Consider the following 21,818-nt stretch of genomic DNA (forward strand, 5'->3'; position numbering starts at 1 on the left):
GAACGCTCGGTCGGACTCGACGTGCACCGGATGGCCACTCGGCGGCGCCGCGACCGTGAGCTGCTGACCGTCCGGCTGGAGGAGTGCCTCGAAGACCTCCGCCGCGCGCTGACCACCGAGACCGGTACTGCTGTGACGGGCCGCGCGCTGCGTTTCGCCGTCAACAAAGCGGCCATGACCAGGCTCAACGACCTGTCGGTGACGCCCCGGGACCTGCGCGCCCGGCTCCGCCTCGACGAGCCGCCGGAGTAGCAGGAGCGTGAACAGATCCTGGCATTCGGGAAGGTGCACAGCCGTTCCGGTGACTGAAAGCCTCTAACCATGTTCCGCACGCTCGGGTGGCGTCCCGGTCGCGTCCAGGCGCGGCCGTCCCGCGCCGCCCGTCCCGGTACTTGGAGAGAGGACGCTCTTGAGCCCTCGCGAAATACCAGGAGTCATGCTCGTCGGTTCACAGCAGCGCGCCGTCCGGGGGCGCTGCAACCGCACCGGTAAGCCGGGCGACGGGGCCATCCTGGTGGTCGACACGCTCACTCCCGAACGCTACGAGGCCATCCTCTCCAGCTCCGCGGTGATCTGCGCCAGAGGCGGCCGGACCGGTCACATGCAGTCGCTGTGCCGGTCGCGCGGAATCCCCGTCCTGCGGATCGACCCGTCCGAACTGGACGCGCTCACCGGGGAGATCACCCTCCTGCCGGGCCGCGAGACGGTCGTCCTCGGCGGCGTCGAGCCCGCGCCGGGCCCGGCCGAGCCGGCCGCCGTGTCCTTAGACGACATCGAGTCGATCTGCGTGGTCATCGCCGACGCCACCGACATCCGCTCGACCAACGGGCTCGTCCCGCGCGTCCGCCGCGCGAACTCCTGGTTCATCCGCGAGGAGTTCCTCTGCTTCTCCGCCGGGCTGAGCCCGATCGACGCGCTGCGGGCGGGCGCGGGCGAGGCCGAGGCCTACGGCGCCCGGGTCGCCGACGAGCTGTGCGCGATGGCCGCCGAGCTCCGGCCCGGCCAGCGCCTGGTCATGCGGCTGCTCGACCTGCGCTCGGACGACGCCGCCAAGATCACCACCCGCGTCCCGGTGGACACCGAGCCGAACCCCGAACTCGGCCGCCACGGCGCGCGATGGCTGCTCGGCGAGGACCACTACCCGCGCGCCTTCCGGACGCTGCGCGCCCGCCTCCGCGAACGCCTGGGCCCGGACGCGGGCCAGGTGGGCTTCGCCGTGCCGTTCATCAACGACCCGGACGAGTACCTGCGGCTGCGGCGGCACCTCGGCCTCGGAGACGACACACCGCTCGGGGTCTTCGTCGAGACCCCGGCGGCCGTCCACTCGGCCGCCGGGTTCTGCGCGGCCGGGGCCGCCGAACTGTTCGTCGGCACCAAGGACCTGATCCAGTTCTACCTGGCCGCCGACCGCGGCAACCACCTGGTCTCGTCGGTCTACCAGACCCGGCATCCGGCCGTCCTCGCCGCGCTGCGCCAGGCCGTCGAGTCCGGCCGCGCCGCCGGCGTCCCGGTGCACGTCTTCGCGCTCGGCGCGGACCTCGACCACTACCTGCGGCACCTCCCGACCCGCAGGCTCATGATGTGCACCGCCGAACTGCGGCACCTCGCGACCAGGGCAGCGGCCTGACGCCGACCGGGGCAGCGGCCTGACGCCGACCGGGTGTCGGACGCGAGAGCGGACTGGCGTGTTCAGACGGTGCGGAGGCGTTCGGCGGCGTCCTCGGGCCGGACGTCGTTGAGGAACGCGCCCGTCCCGGTCTCGACCGACGCCAGGAACTTGAGCTTGTCGGCCGTCCGCTGCGGCGTGTACACCTCGACCCACAGGTGCGCGCGGTCGCGGGCGACGGCCGGCGGGGCCTGGTGCCAGCCCGCCATGTACGGGACGTCCTTGTCGTAGAGCCGTCCGAAGCGTCCGAGGACGTCCGCGTAGAGGCCCATCAGCTCGGTGGCCTCGTCCTCGCCGAGCGCCGTGATGTCCGGGACGTGCTCACGCGGGACGATCTGCGCCTGGTACGGCCACCGCGCGGCATACGGAACGAACGCGACGAAGTTCGCGGTCTCGGCGATGATCCGCTCGCCGTCCGCCTCGCGCTTCACCACCTCGCAGAACACGCACCCGTCGTGCGCGAGGACCTGCCGCGTGCGCGGCGTCAGGTACGGGAAGGCGTAGATCTGCCCGTGCGGGTGGGACAGCGTGGCGCCGATCTCCGCGCCGCGGTTCTCGAAGATGAACACCTCCTCGACGTCCGGACGCGCCCCGAGCTCGCGGGTGCGGTCGGCGAAGGCACGCGCGACGGTCGCCAGTCGGGCCGGACGCAGGCCCGCGAACGTGTCGTCATGGTCGTCGGTGAAGCACACGACCTCGCAGCGGCCCCCGGCCGCCCCGCCGAGCGACGGGAACCGGTTCTCGAAGATCGCGACGTGGTAGCCCTCCGCCGGGACCTCACTGGCGGCGTGCCCCGGGCAGAGCGGGCACGCGGCGCGCGCGGCGGCGTCGGCGGTCGGCAGGAACGTGCGGGTCTGCCGGTGCGCGGCGATGACGACGTGCTCGCCGGTGACCGGGTCGAACCGGACCTCCGGCCGCGGCTCGGACGGCGGCAGGGCGCGCGGGTCGGGCGCGGACCGGTCCAGGCCCGGAACGTCGTCGAAGTAGATCAGCTCGCGGCCGTCGGCGAGCGTCACCGCGGTGCGGGCGGTGTCCGCCATGGGGTGCTCCATCAGGGGGTCGTTGCGGGGACGGATCAGGAGTGGTCGACTGCGCCATTGAGGGCCCGCGAAGAGCCGGCGCCCTCCGCGGTGCCCGCGCCAGGGGCGGACGTCCGATGGTCGGAGTCCGAAGGCCCCGGCCGGGAGAGCGGTCGTGAAGGGGCCGCCCGGTGGACGGTCACGCCCGCGTCGGCGAGCGCGCCGAGTTCGGCGGCGGACGCGGCGTCGTCGGTGACCAGATGGGCGATCCGGGCGGCCGGGACGGTCTGGAACACCGCGTCAGTACCGATCTTGGTGTGGTCGGCCAGGACGACGGGCTGCTCGGCCGCCGCGGCCATCGCCCGGTCCGCGGCGGCGACGGCCAGGTGCGGGGTGGACAGGCCCCGTCCGGCGGTCAGCCCGTTGCCCGACAGGAACGCGTGCCGGACGCGGACCGTCCCGAGGAACCGCTCGGTCTCCGCCCCGACCAGCGCGCGGATCGGCCCGCGCAGCACACCGCCGGTCAGCACGACCTGCGCGGTACGCGAGTCGGCGAGGGCCTCGGCGACGGCCAGCGAGTTGGTGATCACGGTGAGGCCGGGCACGGCGGCGAGACGCAGGGCGAGCTGCCGCGTCGTCGTCCCGGGACCGATCACGATCGCGTCGTCCGGCCCGACGAACCCGGCCGCCGCCTCCGCGATGGCAGCCTTCTCGGCGACCGCGACGGTGGCCTTGTCCTGCTCGGTGGGCTCGTGCGCGAGGCCGGCGACCGGCACGGCCCCGCCCCGGCTGCGGGCGAGCAACCCGCGCGCCTCCAGCGCGCGCAGGTCACGGCGGATCGTGGCCTCGGACGCCGCAAGTTCCTCCGCGAGCCCCTGCAGCGGCATCGCCCCGCGCTCACGCAACAGCCGAAGCAGCCGCTCATGCCGCTCGGCGGCGAACCGCGTCTGCGTCCCGTCCGTCACGACACCACCCCCTAACGCTCACTAAATTACCACCACCGATCAAAACCGCTCACCACCCTGCCATGCGAAAACGGCGACCCCTTGACCAGGAGCCGCCGCATCCGTCTCAAAGCCCTCAGGCCGAGGCGATATTGACCATCCACTCGATACCGAACCGGTCGGTGCACTGCCCGAACTCGTCGCCCCACACCTGCTTCTCCAGGGCCATCTGCACCGAACCCCCGTCGGACAGCCCCGCCCAGTAGCGGCGCAGCTCGTCCCCGTTGTCGCCGCTCAGCGCGATCGACACGTTCCCCGGCCCCCGCGCGTCCATGCCGGGCGGCGTGTCCGACGCCATGAGCGTGAACCCGGAGCCGGTCACGAGCATGGCGTGCATGACCTGGTCCTTCAGCGCCGGATCGTTCTGCCCCATGTCCCCGAACGACTGGACGTTGAGCTCCCCGCCGAACACCTTCTGGTAGTACTCCATCGCCCCACGGGCCTGCCCGTCGAAGACGAGGTACGGATTGAGACGCGACTCCATGCGATCCTCCTGTCACTGATCGCTACGATCGTCGCAATCAGCACAGAACAGGGCCACAAGCACCGCCCCATCCCCTCCCCCCGGTTCAGCAAAACCGCCGCCCGATCCAGGCCGACAGCCTCCCGCGCACCTCCAGCCGCGCCCGGAAAGATCGTCAGATCCACCCAGGTCGATCACCCCGCTCCCCCGCCCCCGGCTGGCGCCCGCCGCAGGCGACACCTCCCCTCCGACGGTGCGCGAACACCCTCCGACATGCGCTAGAGTTCTTCTTGCCGGGAACGCCGCAAGGCCGACCAGCAAGGGCGATTAGCTCAGTGGGAGAGCGCTTCGTTCACACCGAAGAGGTCACTGGTTCGAACCCAGTATCGCCCACCCAGCAAGACCAGCTCAGAGGCTGATTCCGATCAAGGAATCGGCCTTTTTGCTTTTCTGATCATGAGTGGGGAGCCAAACGGGGAGCCACCGTCACGCGGACTTCACGGACGTAGTCCGACGTCCCTGGGAACGTCGGACCTTCTTCTTCTCGGGGGCGTCGCCGAAGACGGCGTGCATCGTCTGCGCGTCCTGGGTGATCACGGGCTTGAGCTGATGCCGGTAGACCTTCTCCGTCACGGAGGTACCGGCGTGGCCGACCAAGTCGGCGATCGTCTCGATCGGAACGCCGTTGTCGCTCATGATCGAAACGAACGAATGGCGAAGCTCGCGCGGAACCCAGTCCTCGCCGATGTCCGCGCGGCGAGTGACCGCCCGGAACGCGCGACGGACGTTGCCCGCGTCGAGGGGGCGGCCGGAGCGGGTGCAGAACACGAGGTTGTCGTCCTGCCAGTCCTCCCCCGCCTTGAGCTTCCACGCGGCCTGACGGGCGTGGTGGGCCTTGAGAGCGTCGGCGACGTCCTTCGGGATCTCCAGGGTGCGGCGTGACTTCCTAGTCTTGGTGTCGCCGTGCTTGCGGACGGACCGCCACACGTAGATGGCGAACCGCTTGCGCTTGAATCCGGCTTCGGAGACCGGACGCCACTCTTTCGCTTTCGCGTCCCATGCGAGGACGTGGGGCCAGCGGAGCGCCCGCGCCTCCTCGGTGCGGACGCCGGTCATGAGGCTCAGGACGATGTAGGCGTGAAGCTCGGAAGACTCCGCCGCCTTGAGCACCGTCTTGGCCTGCTCCAGAGTGAGCGACTTGCGACGTCCACGTCCGCCTCCTCCTCGGCGACCCGGACGGCACACATCCGCGAACGTGGCAACAACAAATGCGTCGGCGACTCCCTCTCAGCCAAGATCCGCAAACGCCCTCGTCCTGTACGAACCGCTCCGCGCCGCCCCCAACGTCGAGGGTCGGCTCCACGACACCGTGCTCTACAACTCGATCTACCGGGTCGATGATGACGTCTTCGTGAACCACCACGCCTACGGCGTCGCAGCGTCTGACGTCCCCGTCCCCCACACCACCACCGATGGCGACATGCAGCACCTACCTCGCAAGCCTCGCCCAAGTCTGGGACAGCGCCACCCCCGCCTCCTGAACCGAACACCTGACGCCCCGGGGGCGCCATGCCGGGTCTGTCCAGGTAGCGATGTAACCGGGTGGTGTGGGGGCTAGTGTCGGGTGGCGGTGAGGAGGCCCTCGAAGGCGGATCTCGAAGGCGTTGAGGGCGGGCTCCCAGCGCTTTAGACCACTGTTTGCGGTCGGCACCGGTGGGATCCAGGCTCATGACCGCCAGGAAGACGCACTGAATTGCGGCCTGCTCGGTTGGGAAGTGGCCGCAGGCCTTGACCGCGCGGCGGATCCGGGGGTTTACCGACTCGATCGCGTTGGTGGAGCAGATCACAGTGCGGATCGCTGGGTCGAAGGCCCCGGTGCGCGGCCAACTGAGAGACCCTGAACAGCAACGCGACCCACCGCATCGTCAGGCTCGTCGGTATACGCCGCTATCAACAGCACCCGATCGGCCAGCGGCAAACCCCGCCGCCGCCCGGTCCCGGTCTGCTCACCGCCGCGAACCGCCACGATCCGCGCCAAACGACGGAACTGTCGCGCCGACAACCCCGAGAACGTCGGCACCCACACCGGTCAGCCGCGCTGAACGCCTGCACCCACCAAGATCATCGCTGCTGGCTCCCCACCGTACTGTACGGCCCTCAGACGGCATCCCGGCGCCTGCCGTTCAGATCGCCCTCAGTCCACTTGATACATTCCGGACGGTATCCATTTCCATTCCGGCAGAACTCCTCCAGTGCTGCACGAACATCGGATTCCGGAAGGGTGCTCCTTGGATCGTAGAAGTTCGGCTCTCCAGGGTTGGCCACCACTCTCGGATCAAAGCTCGGAGGATGAGGATTATCAGACAACCAAGGACTGTCGAAAATTCCACCACGCATCGGATGTTTGTCATCCACATACCACATGAGGCCGCCGTATCCCGAAGATCTGTTCAGCGAAACCTGCAGAAAGTTATTGGGCAATTCGGTATCGCCAGTGTGATATCTATCAGAAATCATAAATACAGCACTGTCCCCTGGGCTCAGATATCCCAGATCAAGCCTCTCCGACTTAAGATTCTTCAATACATCATCAATGAGCGCAGAAATCTCGTCACGAGAAACCGCATAGCGCCATTGCCGCTGAAAGATTGCATTGACGATAATCATCTTGCAAGCCCCTTTAGGATAAGTGGATCCGAAGCTCCAGGCCACCAGACTCGCATGGTTGAATCCACCGGAAGGATCGCCTTGACTGCTACTTCGCAGCCAAAGGGGAGGCCACACACGCCATCCGCATTATTAATAATAACGTCAGCATCCGTTATAGGAGGCTCTTGACGTGTCATCCACCACGCGTATTTCGTTTCAACATGTGTAGTCGAAGGGTGTGCCTCGGCGCGCGGATTACGGTCTCGCGGATTGGCGATATGTGGAGATTTATCCAAGACCTTCTGAATCTCGCCCGACGCTGGAACCTCTGTCCCGCTCATCATACCAGGTCCGATCTCGTTGCCGTCACTATCAAATATCCGACCCTTCGTTGGGCCACTGTTGTTCAAGCGAGGGCCGAGCTCTTCTATGATCTGTTTCGCAAAATCGAGACATATATTGTGAACGAGTACCGGCGTGGAGGTCGTTGCCGCAAAATATGAATGCGTATCCTGGACTTCAAAATTATAAACAGGGACACTGCTGACGATCGTGCCCACTGCGGTAATTGCTGCAGTGCGTCCGTTAATTTGGAGGAGGCGATCCCCCTTGTGGGCGTCTACGGCGGGAATCCAGCCGCGACCAACAATCCAAATTTTATGCCCAGGAGTAACCTTGAGTTTCTGGTCAGCTACCCGCAGAACCACCAGGCGGTCGGCAGTGTGCCGAAAGAGAGTCGTAACCTTTTTAAGAACGTTCTTGCCGGTGACCGAGTCTCGAGACCAAACCTTGTCGCCGATCTTAATCTTCTCGATAGGGATGAGGCCGCGCGCAGTCGCAACCTTCGTGCCGGCGGGGAAGCAATTCGCCTCCTCCAACGCCCGTTTGACCGCTCCTGATCGGACGGCGAGTGAAAGCGACTTAATGATGCGAGGCGCTTTGGCCGCTGCGCGGACTCCCCGAATGACTCCCACACCCCCACCCGGCATGGGCGGGCCTGTGATTTCTCCAACAGCCTTGGAGATTTTGTAGGTCTTGGAGTTGGTGTCTCCTCCAAGTGGAATGTGAACTGGCTTGGGCCCCTCACTTGTCTTGCCGACGATGCCACATGCAGAAGCTGAGGTGCCGGTCGCACACGGTCCTACAGCACCCATCCCCACCAGGGAGTACGCGAGCTTCTGGGTAAATCCGACGACGCTGTCGGCAGCGCCATCCACCCAGCCGTTGAAGGCGTCGACACCGTGATTCAACCAATTAATGTACCAAGGCTTGTTTGCCGGTGCGGTACTGGTGTTACCGCCTCCTCCACCGCCGCCTCCACCTCCGCCGCCGCCATTGGTGGTCGAATTAGAGCCACCACCGCTGCCGGAAGGTTGAGTACTTCCCCTGCCGTTGTTGCAGTCTCCAGCACACGGATCCCTGTTGAGCCCGGTTGGGTCGGAGTAGGTAATCGGACTGTTGTCGGCGTAGGTGTAGCCAGCCCAAGATTGTGGGTTTTCGACGCTGAATAGGGGGTCGACGGTGATGAAGCGGCCGGTGTTCGGGTCGTACTCCCGTGCACCGAGGTGGGTGAGCCCGGTGTCGTCTTTAGTGCCCCCGACAAAGCCCTTGTCATAGGAGGAGGGCCAAACGCCGGTTTTACTGCGTTCTTGACCGAACGGTGTGGTCCGGCGCTGGGCAACCTTCTGATCGCTGGCGCCGACAGTGAGCAGGCTGGTGCCCTGGTGGTCGGCGGCAAGGAAGGTCACGCCTGTACTGGTGCGGGTCGCGATGGTCTGCCCGCCGAAGGCGTAGTAGCGCGTGGCAACCGGCTGGGCGGCCCCAGCCGGGAGTTTCACTTCCATGCCGGGGAGGTAGAGCGTGACGCCGGAGCCGTCGCGACGGATCAGGCGGTTGCCCTCGGTGTCGTAGACGAAGCTGGTGCCCTGGGCGGGTTTGCCGGTTTCGGTTTGGTTGACGGAGGCGATTTCGCCTTCGGTGTCGTAGGTGAAGGTCTGAGCGCGGGTCTTGGCCGCCTTGGTTACGGTGTCGAGGTAGTCCAGACTGCGGGTGGTGGTGTTGCCGGTCTTGTCGTAGCTGTAGGACTCCTTGGTCACCGTGCCGCTGTAGGGGCTGGTGCCGTTCTGGGTGACGCCCGCGAGTTGGTGGCCGTTGTAGCCGGTGGTACCCGCATCCCCCGCGTAGGTGTAGTGACGAGTGGCCGTCTGGAGAGCACCAGCAGAGTTGTTGTAGTACTGCGTTTCGTCGGCCCGGTTCCCGTCCGCGGTGTAGCTGTAACTCACCCGGTAAGGAGCAGGACCTCCCATCGCCGGTGTCGTGGTGGAGTCGCTCGGACAGGTGGTTGCGCTCTGAGCCCACGCCTCGGTTAGGCGCTGCAGGCGGTCATAACGGAAGCACTGGATGTCTTGCCCCGTCGGCGATATGTCAGCGACCTGCAGAATGTTGCCGGCGTCGTCGTACTTGTAGGTCGCATCGCGGTCCGACAACCCCGGAATGTCCTGGCGAGTAACGCTGAACCGGGAAACACGCTGTGTGACGGCCTGGTACTCGTAGGAGAGCCACGTCTTCTTCGCGCCCGTACCGAGTTCGTACTGCAGTGGCTTGCTGGTGGGCGAGTAGACGCTCTTGGTGACGTAACTGGAAAGGTTGCTGGTCAGTGTGGTGGGGCGGGCTAGGTCATCGTAAGCAGGAGTGACGACCTCAGCGGGCAGGTCGCCCGCCGCCGGCATGCTGGCCGATTTCATGGTGCCATCGGCGTTGAAGGTGTTGGTGAAGGAGAAGCTGGTCCCAACACCCTCGGAAGCGGGGATCGTGAGGGTGCTGCCGGTGGGCCGGTAGAGGTTGTCGTAGCCGCTGACCGTCGAGGTGTAGTCGGCGAGATTGCCGTTGCGGTCTTTGGCCTTGCGAGTGGTGGACGTCAACTGGCCCTTGGCCAGAGTGTCGTAGACGCTACTGGTCAGCACTGCCCCGCCACCGTCGGTGGTTGAGGTGACACGGCCCAGGACGTCGTAGTTGGTCTTGACCTTCTGCCCGCGGGCGTCCGTGGTCTCGGTGAGACGATCCAGATCGTCATAGCCGAAAGTGGTGCTGCCCTTATCGGGATCATCGACCCTGGTCTTGCGGCCGACCTGGTCGTAGTAGGTCGTCCAGGTCTTGCCCGGGTTGTTGGTCTTGGTGTTCACCGGGCCGGTGAGTGTGGCCAGTTGCCCGCCGGGCGCGTAGGTGAAGCGGGTGAGGTCGTAGTCGTCACCTGTGGGCGTGTCAGCGTGATACTCGCGCAGCGCGGTCGTCTGCCCCCGGGCGTTGACGTAAGCGATGGTGGGGGTAGAGCCCTTAGGAGGAGTGACGCTGGTCCAGTCGCCGCCGTACTTGTAGGTGGTGGCCCACAACTCCGCGCCATCACCGCCACCGTTGATCAAGGCCTGCTTGGTGACACGGCCCACGCCGTCGTAGGTGTTCTTGGTCTGGGTCTCGACAGCCCCGGGCTTGTTGACCCCCCATAGGTCTGGGCTGGGCGCACCCTCCTCGTAGTAGGGGGCATACGACCGTTCAGCCTGCCCACGGTTGTTGTACAGCGTCTCCGTGACGATCTTGTTGCCGCCAGGTCCGTGAGTCTGTGTCTGGCGCGGGCGCAAGTACCCGTCGAACAACTCATACGTTGGCGGCTTCTGCGTTCCGGTCGCGGTCAGCGTCCGGGTACCCACCGCGACGATCTTCCCCTCCTCAACCCGGTAGATGTACTCCAGGTTGGGAGTCATCAGACGAGCCTTCGAACGGTCAGGCAGCCACGCCTTGGTCAGCCGGCCGAGCGCGTCATACACGGTGTCCGTGCGTTTCCCGGCGGCATCAGTCTTGGTCAGCGGACGCCCCCAAGCGGCGTCGTAATCGGTGACCGTGCTCAATGCACTGGCCGGGTCGCTGGAGTTGACGCGGGGGGTGGTGACCGTGGTCTGGGTGGTTAGTCCCTTGGGATCCACATACGACGTCAAAGTGGCGTTGCCTTGAGCGTCGGTCACCTTGGTCTGCCGACCGTAGGGGTCGTTGTACTCGCTGGCCGAGACCTTCTTGTACGTCGGGTTGGTGCCGTCATGCGAAGTAAGGCGCTCGGTGAGGGTCACATCCCCCGCGGTGGGTGCGATGTTCCAGCCGTGTCCGTCGAAGGAGGTACGAACGTCAGAAATCACCTGACCGGGCTGCCCGTCGCTGCGGGTCTTTTTATCCGGGGTGACCGAGCACTTGACGGCGACGGTCTCCTGGCGGTTGGCGAAGGCCAGCAGCCAGTCCTTGGTGTTGTCCTTGTAGGTGGTGCGCGTGCAGTGGTCGTCGCTGTCCTGGGACACGTCACCCAGGTCCTCGGACATCGTCACCCGGCCGATGGGGGTCTCGGTGCCGCCATTGCCGTCGGTGTCGAAGGTGTTGTTGACGCGCGTCTCACGCCATCCGCTATCCAGCGCGGTGAACTGGCGGGCTGTGGCGACACCGGTCAGGTTTGCGGTGACGGTGCCCCACGAACGGGTGCGCGAAGCGGTCTGAAAACGCCACGGCGCGTTGACCGACTTGGTGAGGATGCTGCCGCCGGGACGGTCGTAGACCTCGGTGCGGTACTCGAACCCCGACAGAGCGTTGTGATCCACGATCTTGTTGCCTTCGAGGTCATCGACCTGCGAAGTTCGGGTCCCCCCTGACGGGGAGGCCCGGTCGCCGTCCAGACCGCGGAGGAAGTAGTGGTCGGCTTGGCCGCGGGGATCGTTGGTGCCGCCCGTCCGGACCGAGACATGGTCGTACCCGCGCCACTGGGACCAGGTTTTGTACTTCTCCTTGGTCAGCCCGTCGTCATCGTCGTAGTGCCAGGCCGGCGTACCCTTGTAGTCGTAGGTGGTGACGGTGTTCGGCGCCAGCCCAGTGCGGTCCATCGTCTGAACCGAGTCGACGACGTACTTGTGGAACCAGTCGATCGTCGGGTCTTCACCGCTGTTGTGAACCCAGTACGCCGGGTAACACCTTTTGGTGTTACTGGAGGGGATCGGGAGGGCGGCAGCGGTGCACTCGATCGGCTTGTAGCCAATGTCGGTCTGGCCGCCGCTCTCGTCGGAGACACCGCTCAGCCGATACTTGATGAACGGTCCGGTGTTGTCGCCGTTCTTGTCGACGCGGTTCGGGCCATCCTGGTAGGCGAAGGCCACCTTCGGCAGGGTCACCGACGGGGATCCCGCCAGACCGGTCTCTTGAATGCTATGCAGAAGCAGAGATCGCTCCGGGTCGGCCTCGCCCCACTGGTGATCCAAGGCCCAGGAGTCCACGGGTCGCCAATCGCTACCATCGTCCTTGATCACACTGGTGGTGATCTTGACGAGACGCTGGCGACTCCAGAATGTCGGCGACAGCGTGCCGTGATTGTCCTTGCAGTCCTGACCCGACTTACAGTTCAGGTCCCAAGGAGTGTCTTCCCATTGGGCACGCTCGGCGTCGATCTTCGCTGGATCGCAGGTAAAGGTACCCGTAGGCAAGCAACGCTCAGCTACCTGGAAGTCGACACGCGCCGGTGCCTTGCCCGGCCACAGAGCATCGCTGCGCAGGCCGTACTCGACTCGGCTCAGATACCCGCCTCGCACATAGGCGGTCTCATCGGACGCCTTCAGATTCCGTCCGTAGTAGTTCTTCTCTTTAGTGTAGTAGTAGGCAATCGCATTGCTGTGGGTGTCGACAACATAATCGAGATTCCACCGATACGCCTGCGAGCAAGAGGAATCCTTGAACGCATCAGCGTGGCATGGTTCACCAGCGTTATTTCCGTAAACCGGAACCGTCCACGTGGAGTCGGTCTCGGGCTTGCCTGTCTGCCAGCCGGGCAAGCGGTGCTTGCCAAAATAATATTGGACACCATCGGTGGTGGTAACCTTCCAATATTCGTTGTCGTTATCACCGTTGGCGGTGTCTGTCTGAGTGCCCGTGAGGCGCTCGACTCGAGTACCGTCGTCGTTCTTCAGCCGGTACTTCCCATCAGCAACCGGGATCAGTTCGCCCGAATGCCCATTTAGACTGAGGGAGGCATTGTCATAAGCCCAGCACATGTCACCCGGAGCGATTCCCCACTCGTCCTTGGGAGCACCGTCGTCCTCACAAGCCTTATAGCTGCGCTCAACGAAGCCTGGCCAAAGGTCGAACCCGTCGCCCACCCACGAGGATTGACTGTTAGTGTTGGCGGTACGCCCGTCCACGCCGCTGGAGTTGTAGTTAATAGCGAGTTTGGGCTCCAGGCCGCCGGGGGCGGGAGGGACCCGCAGCGGGTATGACCAGGTGAACTCGCCCGTACTGGTACCAACCGACCAACTCGATGACGGCGACATGGACGTCGCCCGGTAGTCGCCCTGGTCGCTCCACGAACCCGCCGCCAACGCCAACACGGTGGCTCCCGGCGACGCCGAGAGCGCTTGAGGCGAACCCGCACCTTGCGCTGGAGCGGCCTGCGTGTCGACCGACACAACCTTGTGTTCGGTGTCGTTACGGGAGGGCAATGCCTGAGGAACACGGCATTCGGCCCGCGCCGGAGTGCTCAACGCGCAGTCAGGCAGCTGGACGAGGCGCAGCCGATGGCCGTAGGAACCACCGAAGGCGCGTTCGAAACCGGCGTAGTCGACCTGCACCGCCACCGCGCCCGGCTCGCCCGCATCGGTGCGCGCCACAGAGATCAGCGGCGTACTCGATCCGACACTGCGAGCTGCGTTCGCGTCCAGAATCTGGACGCGAACACGACGTGCTTTGGCCGGTGAGCCGACTTGACCGTTCGGCTTGCGCAGGGTGGGCGGGGTCTGCGCTCCGGCAGCTGAGATCCAAATCGGTAGCTTCCCCGCCTGCACGGGTTTACCTGCCTGGCTTGGCACTGTGACGTCGGCGGTGCCGGACTTGGGCCAAGCCGGCGCTGCGACGGGCTTGGGAGCAGGGGCGCGAGTCGAAGTATTACGAGGTCGGGCGGAGATTCTATGGGCCTTGACGAGTTTCTCGTGAGTGACCGGCTGAGGACGGTGGCCACCACCCGTGGAACGCGCGAGGGCAGGAGTCGGGTTAATGAGTCCGGCACTAACGGCCGCAACCGCAACCACCGAGCTCACCCGCCACAGCCGTGCCCGACGGGTGAATACTAGGCGATGCCTCACAGCTATCCTCCAACCCCTGCCGTGCCACCGGAGCAGCGACGATTCATCAAGAACGCATACAGGAGAACTTCAACTAACGTAAGCCGTGGGCCGAATTCACGGCGCGTGCGTTATATCTAGATCCGCGCCATTACTGAGTTGCCCGATCCGATCCTCAGAGAGCGCACCTTGGTAGGCCCACACGTCATCAATCAAGCCCGAGAAGAAATCTCCAAAAGCGCCGTTCTTTTTGGCCCGTCCCAACTGCAGGGCACCGGTCGCGTTAAACGTCTTGACGTTGTCGCGGGTGGAGATTGCCGAAGCCGATAGAAGACCGTTCACGTAGAGCGAGAGTTTATGCTCCGGCGCGCTGTACACGAGCGCCAGGTGATCTGCCTGACTCGAATTGAGACAGAACCCGCACACGTCATGCTCAACCGTCGCCCACGCCGCATCGGCCGAGTCCTTGTCCGGCATCACGATCTGCCAGCCGCCAATACCATTGTAGGCGCTCGGCGAATAGCGGACGCTAAAGGCTGAATTAACGGAACCAGCTTGAGAGAAGACAGCTGAGTCCGAATTTGGGATGCCTGCCGGAAGGGCCCATCCGGCGATGGTAAAGCTACGATCAGTGTCAACAACAGGGCCGCCCGTGGCAGCGTAGCCACTTAGCGGAACGCTGAGGCAGCCGGCGCCGATCATCCGATCTGCGCACAGATCACTCGACACAGTCTTCGCGTTGCCGCCCACACTGAGCCCATACACGCCCGTGTCGTCCGCGGTAGCGCCTCCACTGGCCACATCCAGACGCCACCGTGCCGATACAGCCCCGTAAAATAGGTCCTCAGCCTCAGCTGCGGACACGGCACGTGTCAGTGCCTTGACTTGGTCTATCTCACCGGGGAAAAAATCGACCTTTTGACTGTTGTGTCTGGCCCGCCCGATAGTGAAGGAACCGGCAGATCCGGTCTTCCACTGATTCTGAGTAAAAGTGACCGTTTGCTGAAGCTTTCCATCGACATACAAGCTCGATGTCTGTGCGGTTGCGTCGTAGACACCGACCAGATGGGTCCACTTCCCGATCTGTGGTGGCTCCTTTGACAGGGCCCGCACCCCAGGACTGTTCTGAACGTCGGCGTCTGCAAGCGTCAGTGCCCACCGCTTATCCTGGAAGTCGTACTGCAGGTAGAATGGGCTCATGACAGCCCCATCCTGCGCGAGAACCGTCGACCACCCACCAACCTTATTAATCTTGACCCAAGCAGAAATCGAGTAACTCGCGGAGGGATCGATCACCGGTTTGTCGGTCTCCGCATACCCCACGGTCGCCGTGTCGGAATCGGAGTTCAGCCGTATCGCGGTGCCCCGCTTTCCCTGTACGCCAACCGCTACATCAGCGCCCTGAATATTCGCAGTGAACTCTTCGTTCCCCTGGTCGTCCAACAATTTTTGAGAAGTCGCCGAACCATCAAGCTTCCAGTACGCCGCCGCAGGCGGCTGCTCCTTCACGCGAAACCGGTAGTAGCGGCTCTGACTCAGGCGATTTGCACCGTCCTTCGCCGTCACGACTAGGACTTTCTCTCCACCAGTGGTGGGACTTACGTTGATCTCCGCCGAACCATCGGCCGCCGCGTTCACCGACCGCGGCGCAGACCAGTCCGAGAAAGTGACAGAATAGGACTTTGGGAAGTCCCATGTCGCACTTCCCGCAGCAGGCGCAAGCCGGAATGTCTCCTGCACGCCAACCCCGCCATTCCACAGCGTGTTGGAAGGATACTCAGGGTAGATGTTGCCCTTCGAAGTGATCTGAGGCTGCTTCGGAGCCTGCGTGTCGATCACGAAGTTGCACCAGTGCTCTTCAGCAGGGTAGTCCGGATTATCCACGTCACTCCACGGACTGACCCCCTGCCAATCAGCGGTGATCCCCCCCTGCGCATCCCTGCGGAAGTCATGAGCCCGAACGCGCCACCGAATTTGCTTATTGGCTTCCGGAGTCGCTTGGCTCATATTGAACTCATAGCGAGTCGGATCATTAATGTTGTCGTTCTCGGTGGCAACGTTGGTCTTCCAGCCGCCCTCAGGTGAGCCGAACTGGACGTTAGGATCGATATATTGCAACTCGATCTCGCCCTGAAGACGTTCAGCAACGTTAGGGTCGGTAAGTCCGGCTCGAAGAATCGGAACCTTGTTGACGATCAGAGGAGAATCGATCGCTTGGCAAGGGCCGCCATCAGTTGTCAGAAAAGCCTGGGCCGGCTGGCGCGGCGGCAGGTTATATTGAACCTGCAGAAAGGCCTTGCGTTCGAAACGCTTCCAGTTTCGATACGTAGATTCGTCTGTGCGCAACCCGAACACCACGGTGGACGCACCTGAGGTCGACTGCTCGTGTACATAGTTCCGGACTGCAGCAGCATCAAATCGAACAGTGTTGGCACTGGCGGCAGCCGATCCGAAATTCGTCTTCCGGGTATCCAGTTGATGGTCCCAGAATTTTCCGCTTCCCATGGAGTCTTGACTCGACCAAGTCGTAGACGAATTGTAATTCTTGGTTGCCCAGAGGGCAACCTCAGTCAGCGCTCCGTCATAGTTCGAGGTTTGTTTTACCTGAAATGCTGCACTGATGATGTTCTGCCCTTTGAAGACTCCGGTCGGGAAGCGATATAGGATTCTCCGTTTGATTCCATCGTCGCAATCTGACATGTTGACTCCGGCATCGCTGCAGAAGCCGACACCACTGGTGCTCCAACTGGTGTCGAGGCCGCCTGGGCTGGAGATCGAGGCGTACCCGTAGCCCGCGGCATCGGGGCCCACGGTGGTGAAGACCGGGTCGATCACCACGGGATAATGGACACCTGTCGACGTCAGCAGCTTCGAGTCCGGCTTCAGGACGAGGAAGCCGCTACGGATGCTGGTGCGAACCCTGGCAGTCTTAGAGTTGTCGTTCGGGCCCGCCAGCAGTTCGGTGTCTCGACGAGGCGCAGCGCGCAGACCTTCGCCGGGCGACGGTTGGCCGGCGTCCCACATTTCGGGTGGCTCAGCCTCAAAGAGCCCATTGCCACTGGATTCGTCATTGACCCGAACTCCACCATCATCAGCGGTGGTTACTTTGACGTTGGATCCCCCCAAGCGCAATTGCAACTCTGCCAGCTTGGGACTTTGGGCCGCTTCAGCGGTCCGAACCACCACGAAATGGGAAATTCCGTCAGGCAGAACCCGAACAGCGAGATCGATGTCCTTGTCGACGGCATTCGGATAGGTGGCTGTGTCGCCGCTCACCGTCGGTGCAGGAAGAGAGGCGGAGGTAGTCAGAGAGAACTCCCGGCCCGCGCGAAAAACCCGAAAGAGGATCGAGTCGCCTCCTCCGGACACAGTCGAGTTGACGGCCCCGGTTGCCGGCCCCCACGTACCATCGCCTCTTTGGACAAGCCTCGTATCAACCGGAACAAACTTCTTACCCTGACGGACCTGAAACGGGGTCTCGGAAAGCGTCTCGGTGATCAGACCGTCGGCCGACGCGACCACGTCACGCTTCTCACCGGACAACCCTAGGACCTGAACCGGTTTCCCCGTACGCTGCGCCATGGCGACCGCGTCTTGGGGAGATTGCGCAACTTCCCGCCCCTGTGTGCTCGACGGTTCTACTTCCGCTGGCCGCGCCAAAGCTGGAACCTGCGAAGTCAACGCCGAAAGCAGGCCAACCGATGTGGCCATGGCCACCAGCCGCCGACGCGAAAGACGGCCTGGAAGAAGCGAGCGCCTTCTTCCAGCCCTCGGAAGTGTGGAATTCCTACCAGCCACAACGGTCTCCAGAGTGAAACATCAAGGGGATCTGAGACACAGACACATGTTCTAGCGATCGAGAGGTAGGTGGATTCAGGCTTTGCCCACACCTGTGAGCGCCAGCAAGCAGTGTCATGCGCCGGAGGTTCACGACGTGATGCCTCGCTTCAGCAGACCGTTGCCGCCTAGCCGGACGAAACCGGGCGTGGAGGCATATCACCTTGGGCTGCCACTGCCGGCTGCCTGAAGGAGGGGCGCAGCCATGTGATGCGCTGCCGGTGACGCGTGCGCCCTCATCACCGGCGGCAACGCCAACTCGGTACTCCGGCGGAACCGGCCGTCCCTCTGCACGTGAGCAGACGAAGCGCAGTTCAAACGCGCGTTCCCGCAGAGCCGCGGAAAGAGAGCCGGCGACTGCTCCGGGCGGTCTGTGGCGACAGACGTCATGACTTCCTGCGGCGTCAGGACATCGGCCGTGCACCGCCCAACGGTGACGACAGCCCTTGCTGGAACACGCAGATGGGCCGTCGTGACGAGGTAGGCCGATCGTGCTCCACCGGTGCCCCGCGCCTTCTGGCCGCGAACACCAGGTATCACCGTGCGGGGCACTTTCCGGACATGCTGCAGCACTTAGCCGCCACATCAACCTCCTTGCGGAGCACAACGGTTGACTTCGTGGACAGAAGACAGATCAGTCGAACTGCTACCGGAGCATCATGATCGACCGAAAAGTAACCAGGGCGACGCAGAGTAGTCAATAGTGGAAGTTATGTGATGCAGATCACACGGTTTCGGCAGTGCGCTTTGGAAACTTCTTACCCTGTATTTAAATCGGACAAAAGAGGACTTGAGGGCGCATGTCAGTACTAAATACTACTCTATGCTGTCGTCGATAGCTGAAAGTAGCGATTCAATGTTAACTGGATCACATTGCACGTCAGTAAACGAAGCCCTCACTCGAGGCGTCTTTACTTTCTATTCCCTGCCCAAGACGGACGTTTCGTTACTCAACGTAGTTGACTCGATCGCTTTCTTGAGACGCCGAAACTTGCATCGCGAGAACAGGCGAGGCGGAAGCGCAGACCCTCGCGGATAGGCGTCGTGAAGACCAGGTAAGGCGACCGCCGCGATACCTGCCCTCGCTACGGGCCTGCTCTCGCTACGACACTCGCCCTTAGAGGGAGTTTCGTCCCGGATCTGTGGTGTCAAGTGCCCCGCCAGGTGACAGTGTTCTCGCTGGTGAGGCGGCGGGTCATCAGGTCGATCATCGCGATGTGGATCAGGGCTTCGGAGCGGGCGGGCAGGGTTTCGTAGTCGCGGGCCAGACGGCGGTGGAGCATGAGCCAGCCGAAGGTCCGCTCGACGACCCATCGGCGTGGTAGCGGGACGAATCCGCTGGTGGCGGGGTCGCGGCGGATGGCCTCCAGGTCGATGCCCAGGGTTGCGGCGTGGTCGACGACCTTGGTGCGGTAGGCGGTGTCGGACCAGGCTTTGGTGATGGTCGGGTGCTGGTGGGCGACGTTGGTGAGGAGCTGCTGGCCGGCGGTGCTGTCGGGCACGTTGGCTGCGGTGACCAGTACTGCCAGTAGCAGCCCGAGCGAGTCGGTGATGATGTGCCGTTTGCGTTCCACGATCTTCTTGCCCATGTCGGTGCCTTGACTGGTGATCGGCACGTCGACGGAGGTCTTGATGCTTTGGGAGTCGATGATGCACGCGCTGGGCTCGGCCCGGTGCTTGTCCTGCTCTCGGACCAGGCCGCGGAGCAGTCCGGTGAGCTGGACGAATACCCCGTCGTTCTGCCAGCGGGCGAAGTAGGCGTAGACGGTTGGCCAGGGTGGGAAGTCGTGCGGCAGGTAGCACCAGGGGATGCCGGTCCGGTCCACGTACAAGATCGCGTCCATGAGGGTGCGCAGGTCATGTTCGGGAGGGCGACCGATGCCCAGCGCGGTGGCCAAGCGGTCCTCGCGCCAGGCGTTCAGGGTCGGCTCGATCAATGCCCATCTGGCGTCGGACAGATCGCTGGGGTAGCGGCGGCGTGCCTTCATGACCAGGATGTACGTCGCCCCGGGCGGTATTACCAGAGGGGTGCCGAAACCGGCAGGGATGCCGGGCACCTCGCGGGGCATCTCGGGATGAAACAGAACTATCGCATCAAAGCGATCTCTCGCCCGCCCCTGACAACCCAAAGGAAGCCTCGAAGCCCACCCGTCTAGTCAGTTCAGCCACCGGCAGCTATCGAGAATCACCTCTTAACACCACCCAGCGGGACGAAACTCCCTCTTACTGGACGTCGGACGCCTTCCCGCCAGAACTTCCACCAAGCGCCCACCAGCTACACCGCGCAGCGCCACCCAGACAGCCACCAACAGTCGTATCCGTGGCTCTGAGCATCGCGCTCATCCACACCGCGCTCTTGGCGGTTGCTGCAGCCATTGCGGTCCGAAATAGGGTCACCGCAGCTCGCCGTAGAGCTGCTTGTAGGTCTTCCGGATCTTGACAGGTCAGGTTCATCCGCCGACCACGGAGTCCCCGGCCCCTCTTCCCAATCCCAGCTGAGTAACAGACAGGGACAACAGGAGCAGCAGCATGATCCGGTCAGTCTGGTCCCGCACCCCGCCGTGAAGTATGCCCCCGCTCGTCAGGGCTTCGTGTTGAGGAGGCTCACGGACTCCTCCCCCGCCCGGAGCCACGGGAGCCAACATTGGGAGCCAATGCGCTTCGGTCCCCTCCGACTCAGCGCGACTTGGTCAGGGCGTTGATGCAGGTTAGGGAATCCCCGTTCGACTTAGGTCGACCTGGTCGGATTGGGTTGCGTTGCTTCACACCGAAGAGGTCACTGGTTCGAACCCAGTATCGCCCACCCGAAGTACCAGCTCATAGGCCGTTTCCTGAAGATCAGGAACCGGCCTATGATCGTTTGTCCGTCGTTCGGCCGCGACTTCGAACGCCAGCCGCCGGCACCGTCCGCAGCAAGTGCGGAAGCGAGTGAACGGAACCCGGGCGGTCCGATCAGGACAGCGGAACCCGTTCTGCGACAACCGGAGCAGGACTGGCGGCCGTCTCTGCCCTGGTCGCGTCGTACGCTCCCCCTGGACCAACCTCATCACCGCAGCCGCGCCCCTTGCCAGGGGAACTGGGAGGCGCGGCGTGGACGGCGCTGCTGGGCGCGCGAGCCGACAAGCGCCGGTTCACGCACAGCGGCGGACGAGGACGGATGCCCCTGAAAGGAAAGCCTTTCGGCGTTACCCGCCAACTTCCCCTTGGCTCACCGGCTCCGGACGTCGCACTGCACGACGTTGGCCGCCTCACGCAGGACGGTTCGCTGCTCAGCCGCCGTCAGCCCGTCCAGGACCGCCACGACCTTGCTGATCTGGTCGGGGACATCGCGGTGCGGGACTGGAGTCGCTGCGGGTGAGGCGGTCCACGCGGCGCGAGCGCCGACTGCCTCGGCCGGCATGCCGACCGAGACCGCGGCACGGCGGGTGAGGTCCTGCGCCTCTGCCGCCTCACCTCATTCATGGTGTCGATGTGCAGCGTGTGCAGTTTTGCTGTGCAACGCGTGCCTTGACACCCGAGAAGAAGAAAGTGATCTTCTTTCGGCTTGTGGCAAGGACCTACGTTTCCGTCGGTCCCACAGACTTTCCTCGCGCTGCTGGGCCCTGCCCTGAAGCGGGTCAGCTGCCGACCTGTCAGCGTGGCCCGCTCATCGGATCAGCCGTGAAGTCGTTCACCGGGGCGTACTCCACCAGCTTCGGGCGCTTGCCCTTGGGTCCTCGAAGAGGATCCAGTCGCGCACGCAGTCGCCGACCTAGGCGACCTTCGGCGGCAGCGCCGGGTGCAGCGGGACGCTGAGCCACTCGTCCGACCACGCGTTCGGCGGCTCAGCCGACGTCCCGTCCGGGAATGCCAGGCGCCACGAATGCCGGGACACCTCGAACGGCTGTCGATGGGCGAGACGACCGCCGAGACCCGCGTGAGCCGCATCCTGGCCGAGCTCGGCCTGGCGCAGCCGCGTTCAGGCGGCGATCGTGGCTCGCGAGCACGCCGACGGCCTCCGCTGACGTCCGCCCCGTCCCCTCGGCGCGGGGACGGGGCGGGACGGGG

Annotated in this window: 11 protein-coding genes, 1 tRNA gene and 2 pseudogenes; 4 read left to right on the top strand and 10 right to left on the bottom strand. The window is 64.1% G+C overall.

Annotation, left to right across the window (positions count from 1 at the left end; all coding sequences use genetic code 11):
- Together AB0J52_RS04595 and AB0J52_RS04600 are read left to right on the top strand one after the other, a co-directional pair.
- Nucleotides 1-252: pseudogene (locus tag AB0J52_RS04595) on the top strand (FAD/NAD(P)-binding protein); the annotation flags it as partial.
- A 184-nt stretch (nt 253-436) separates the two neighbouring features.
- Entirely contained in the window at nt 437-1,627 is a 1,191-nt protein-coding gene (locus AB0J52_RS04600; protein WP_500180175.1) for a putative PEP-binding protein, read from the top strand.
- Between the two features lie 62 nt (nt 1,628-1,689).
- On the opposite strand, the gene galT is transcribed toward AB0J52_RS04600, so the two are convergent.
- The 3 genes from galT to AB0J52_RS04615 form a co-directional block, all read right to left on the bottom strand.
- Nucleotides 1,690-2,706 carry a galactose-1-phosphate uridylyltransferase gene (galT, locus tag AB0J52_RS04605; protein WP_500180176.1) on the bottom strand — a complete coding sequence of 339 codons (1,017 nt, stop codon included), beginning with the start codon at nt 2,704-2,706 and terminating at the stop codon, nt 1,690-1,692.
- A 35-nt stretch (nt 2,707-2,741) separates the two neighbouring features.
- Nucleotides 2,742-3,650, bottom strand: coding sequence for a DeoR/GlpR family DNA-binding transcription regulator (locus AB0J52_RS04610; RefSeq protein WP_500180177.1), 909 nt, complete (start codon nt 3,648-3,650; stop codon nt 2,742-2,744).
- 115 nt (nt 3,651-3,765) lie between these two features.
- On the bottom strand, nt 3,766-4,173 hold the full coding sequence (locus tag AB0J52_RS04615; protein WP_500180178.1) for a VOC family protein: 408 nt from the start codon (nt 4,171-4,173) through the stop codon (nt 3,766-3,768).
- 300 nt (nt 4,174-4,473) lie between these two features.
- On the opposite strand from AB0J52_RS04615, the gene AB0J52_RS04620 reads away from it, so the two are divergent.
- Nucleotides 4,474-4,545: transfer RNA gene (locus AB0J52_RS04620), tRNA-Val, on the top strand.
- A gap of 93 nt (nt 4,546-4,638) precedes the next feature.
- Here the strand turns inward: AB0J52_RS04620 and AB0J52_RS04625 are convergent.
- The 7 genes and pseudogenes from AB0J52_RS04625 to AB0J52_RS04655 all read right to left on the bottom strand — a co-directional run bounded on the left by AB0J52_RS04625 (nt 4,639) and on the right by AB0J52_RS04655 (nt 21,171).
- Entirely contained in the window at nt 4,639-5,397 is a 759-nt protein-coding gene (locus AB0J52_RS04625; protein WP_500180179.1) for a site-specific integrase, read from the bottom strand.
- A 369-nt stretch (nt 5,398-5,766) separates the two neighbouring features.
- Nucleotides 5,767-6,020: pseudogene (locus AB0J52_RS04630) on the bottom strand (transposase); the annotation flags it as partial.
- A gap of 289 nt (nt 6,021-6,309) precedes the next feature.
- A complete protein-coding gene (locus AB0J52_RS04635) occupies nt 6,310-6,819 on the bottom strand; it encodes an Imm1 family immunity protein (RefSeq protein ID WP_500180180.1) in 510 nt (169 codons plus the stop codon).
- On the bottom strand, nt 6,816-13,658 hold the full coding sequence (locus AB0J52_RS04640; RefSeq protein WP_500180181.1) for a DddA-like double-stranded DNA deaminase toxin: 6,843 nt from the start codon (nt 13,656-13,658) through the stop codon (nt 6,816-6,818). Before AB0J52_RS04640 ends, AB0J52_RS04635 begins: the two co-directional genes overlap by 4 nt.
- A 393-nt stretch (nt 13,659-14,051) precedes the next feature.
- Nucleotides 14,052-17,516 (bottom strand): LamG domain-containing protein, encoded by a 3,465-nt coding sequence (locus AB0J52_RS04645; RefSeq protein WP_500180182.1) that lies wholly within the window; start codon nt 17,514-17,516, stop codon nt 14,052-14,054.
- A 1,403-nt stretch (nt 17,517-18,919) separates the two neighbouring features.
- Nucleotides 18,920-19,759, bottom strand: a complete 840-nt coding sequence (locus AB0J52_RS04650; RefSeq protein ID WP_500180185.1) for an IS5 family transposase — start codon at nt 19,757-19,759, stop codon at nt 18,920-18,922.
- Nucleotides 19,760-20,979: 1,220 nt separating this feature from the next.
- Nucleotides 20,980-21,171 (bottom strand): hypothetical protein, encoded by a 192-nt coding sequence (locus tag AB0J52_RS04655; RefSeq protein ID WP_500180183.1) that lies wholly within the window; start codon nt 21,169-21,171, stop codon nt 20,980-20,982.
- 462 nt (nt 21,172-21,633) lie between these two features.
- Between AB0J52_RS04655 and AB0J52_RS04660 the strand changes: the two genes are divergently transcribed.
- Nucleotides 21,634-21,818, top strand: a 185-nt coding sequence (locus AB0J52_RS04660) for a hypothetical protein (protein ID WP_500180184.1), incomplete at its 3' end; no start/stop codon positions are given.

This window comes from Spirillospora sp. NPDC049652 (assembly GCF_040675125.1).
GTDB lineage: Bacteria > Actinomycetota > Actinomycetes > Streptosporangiales > Streptosporangiaceae > Spirillospora.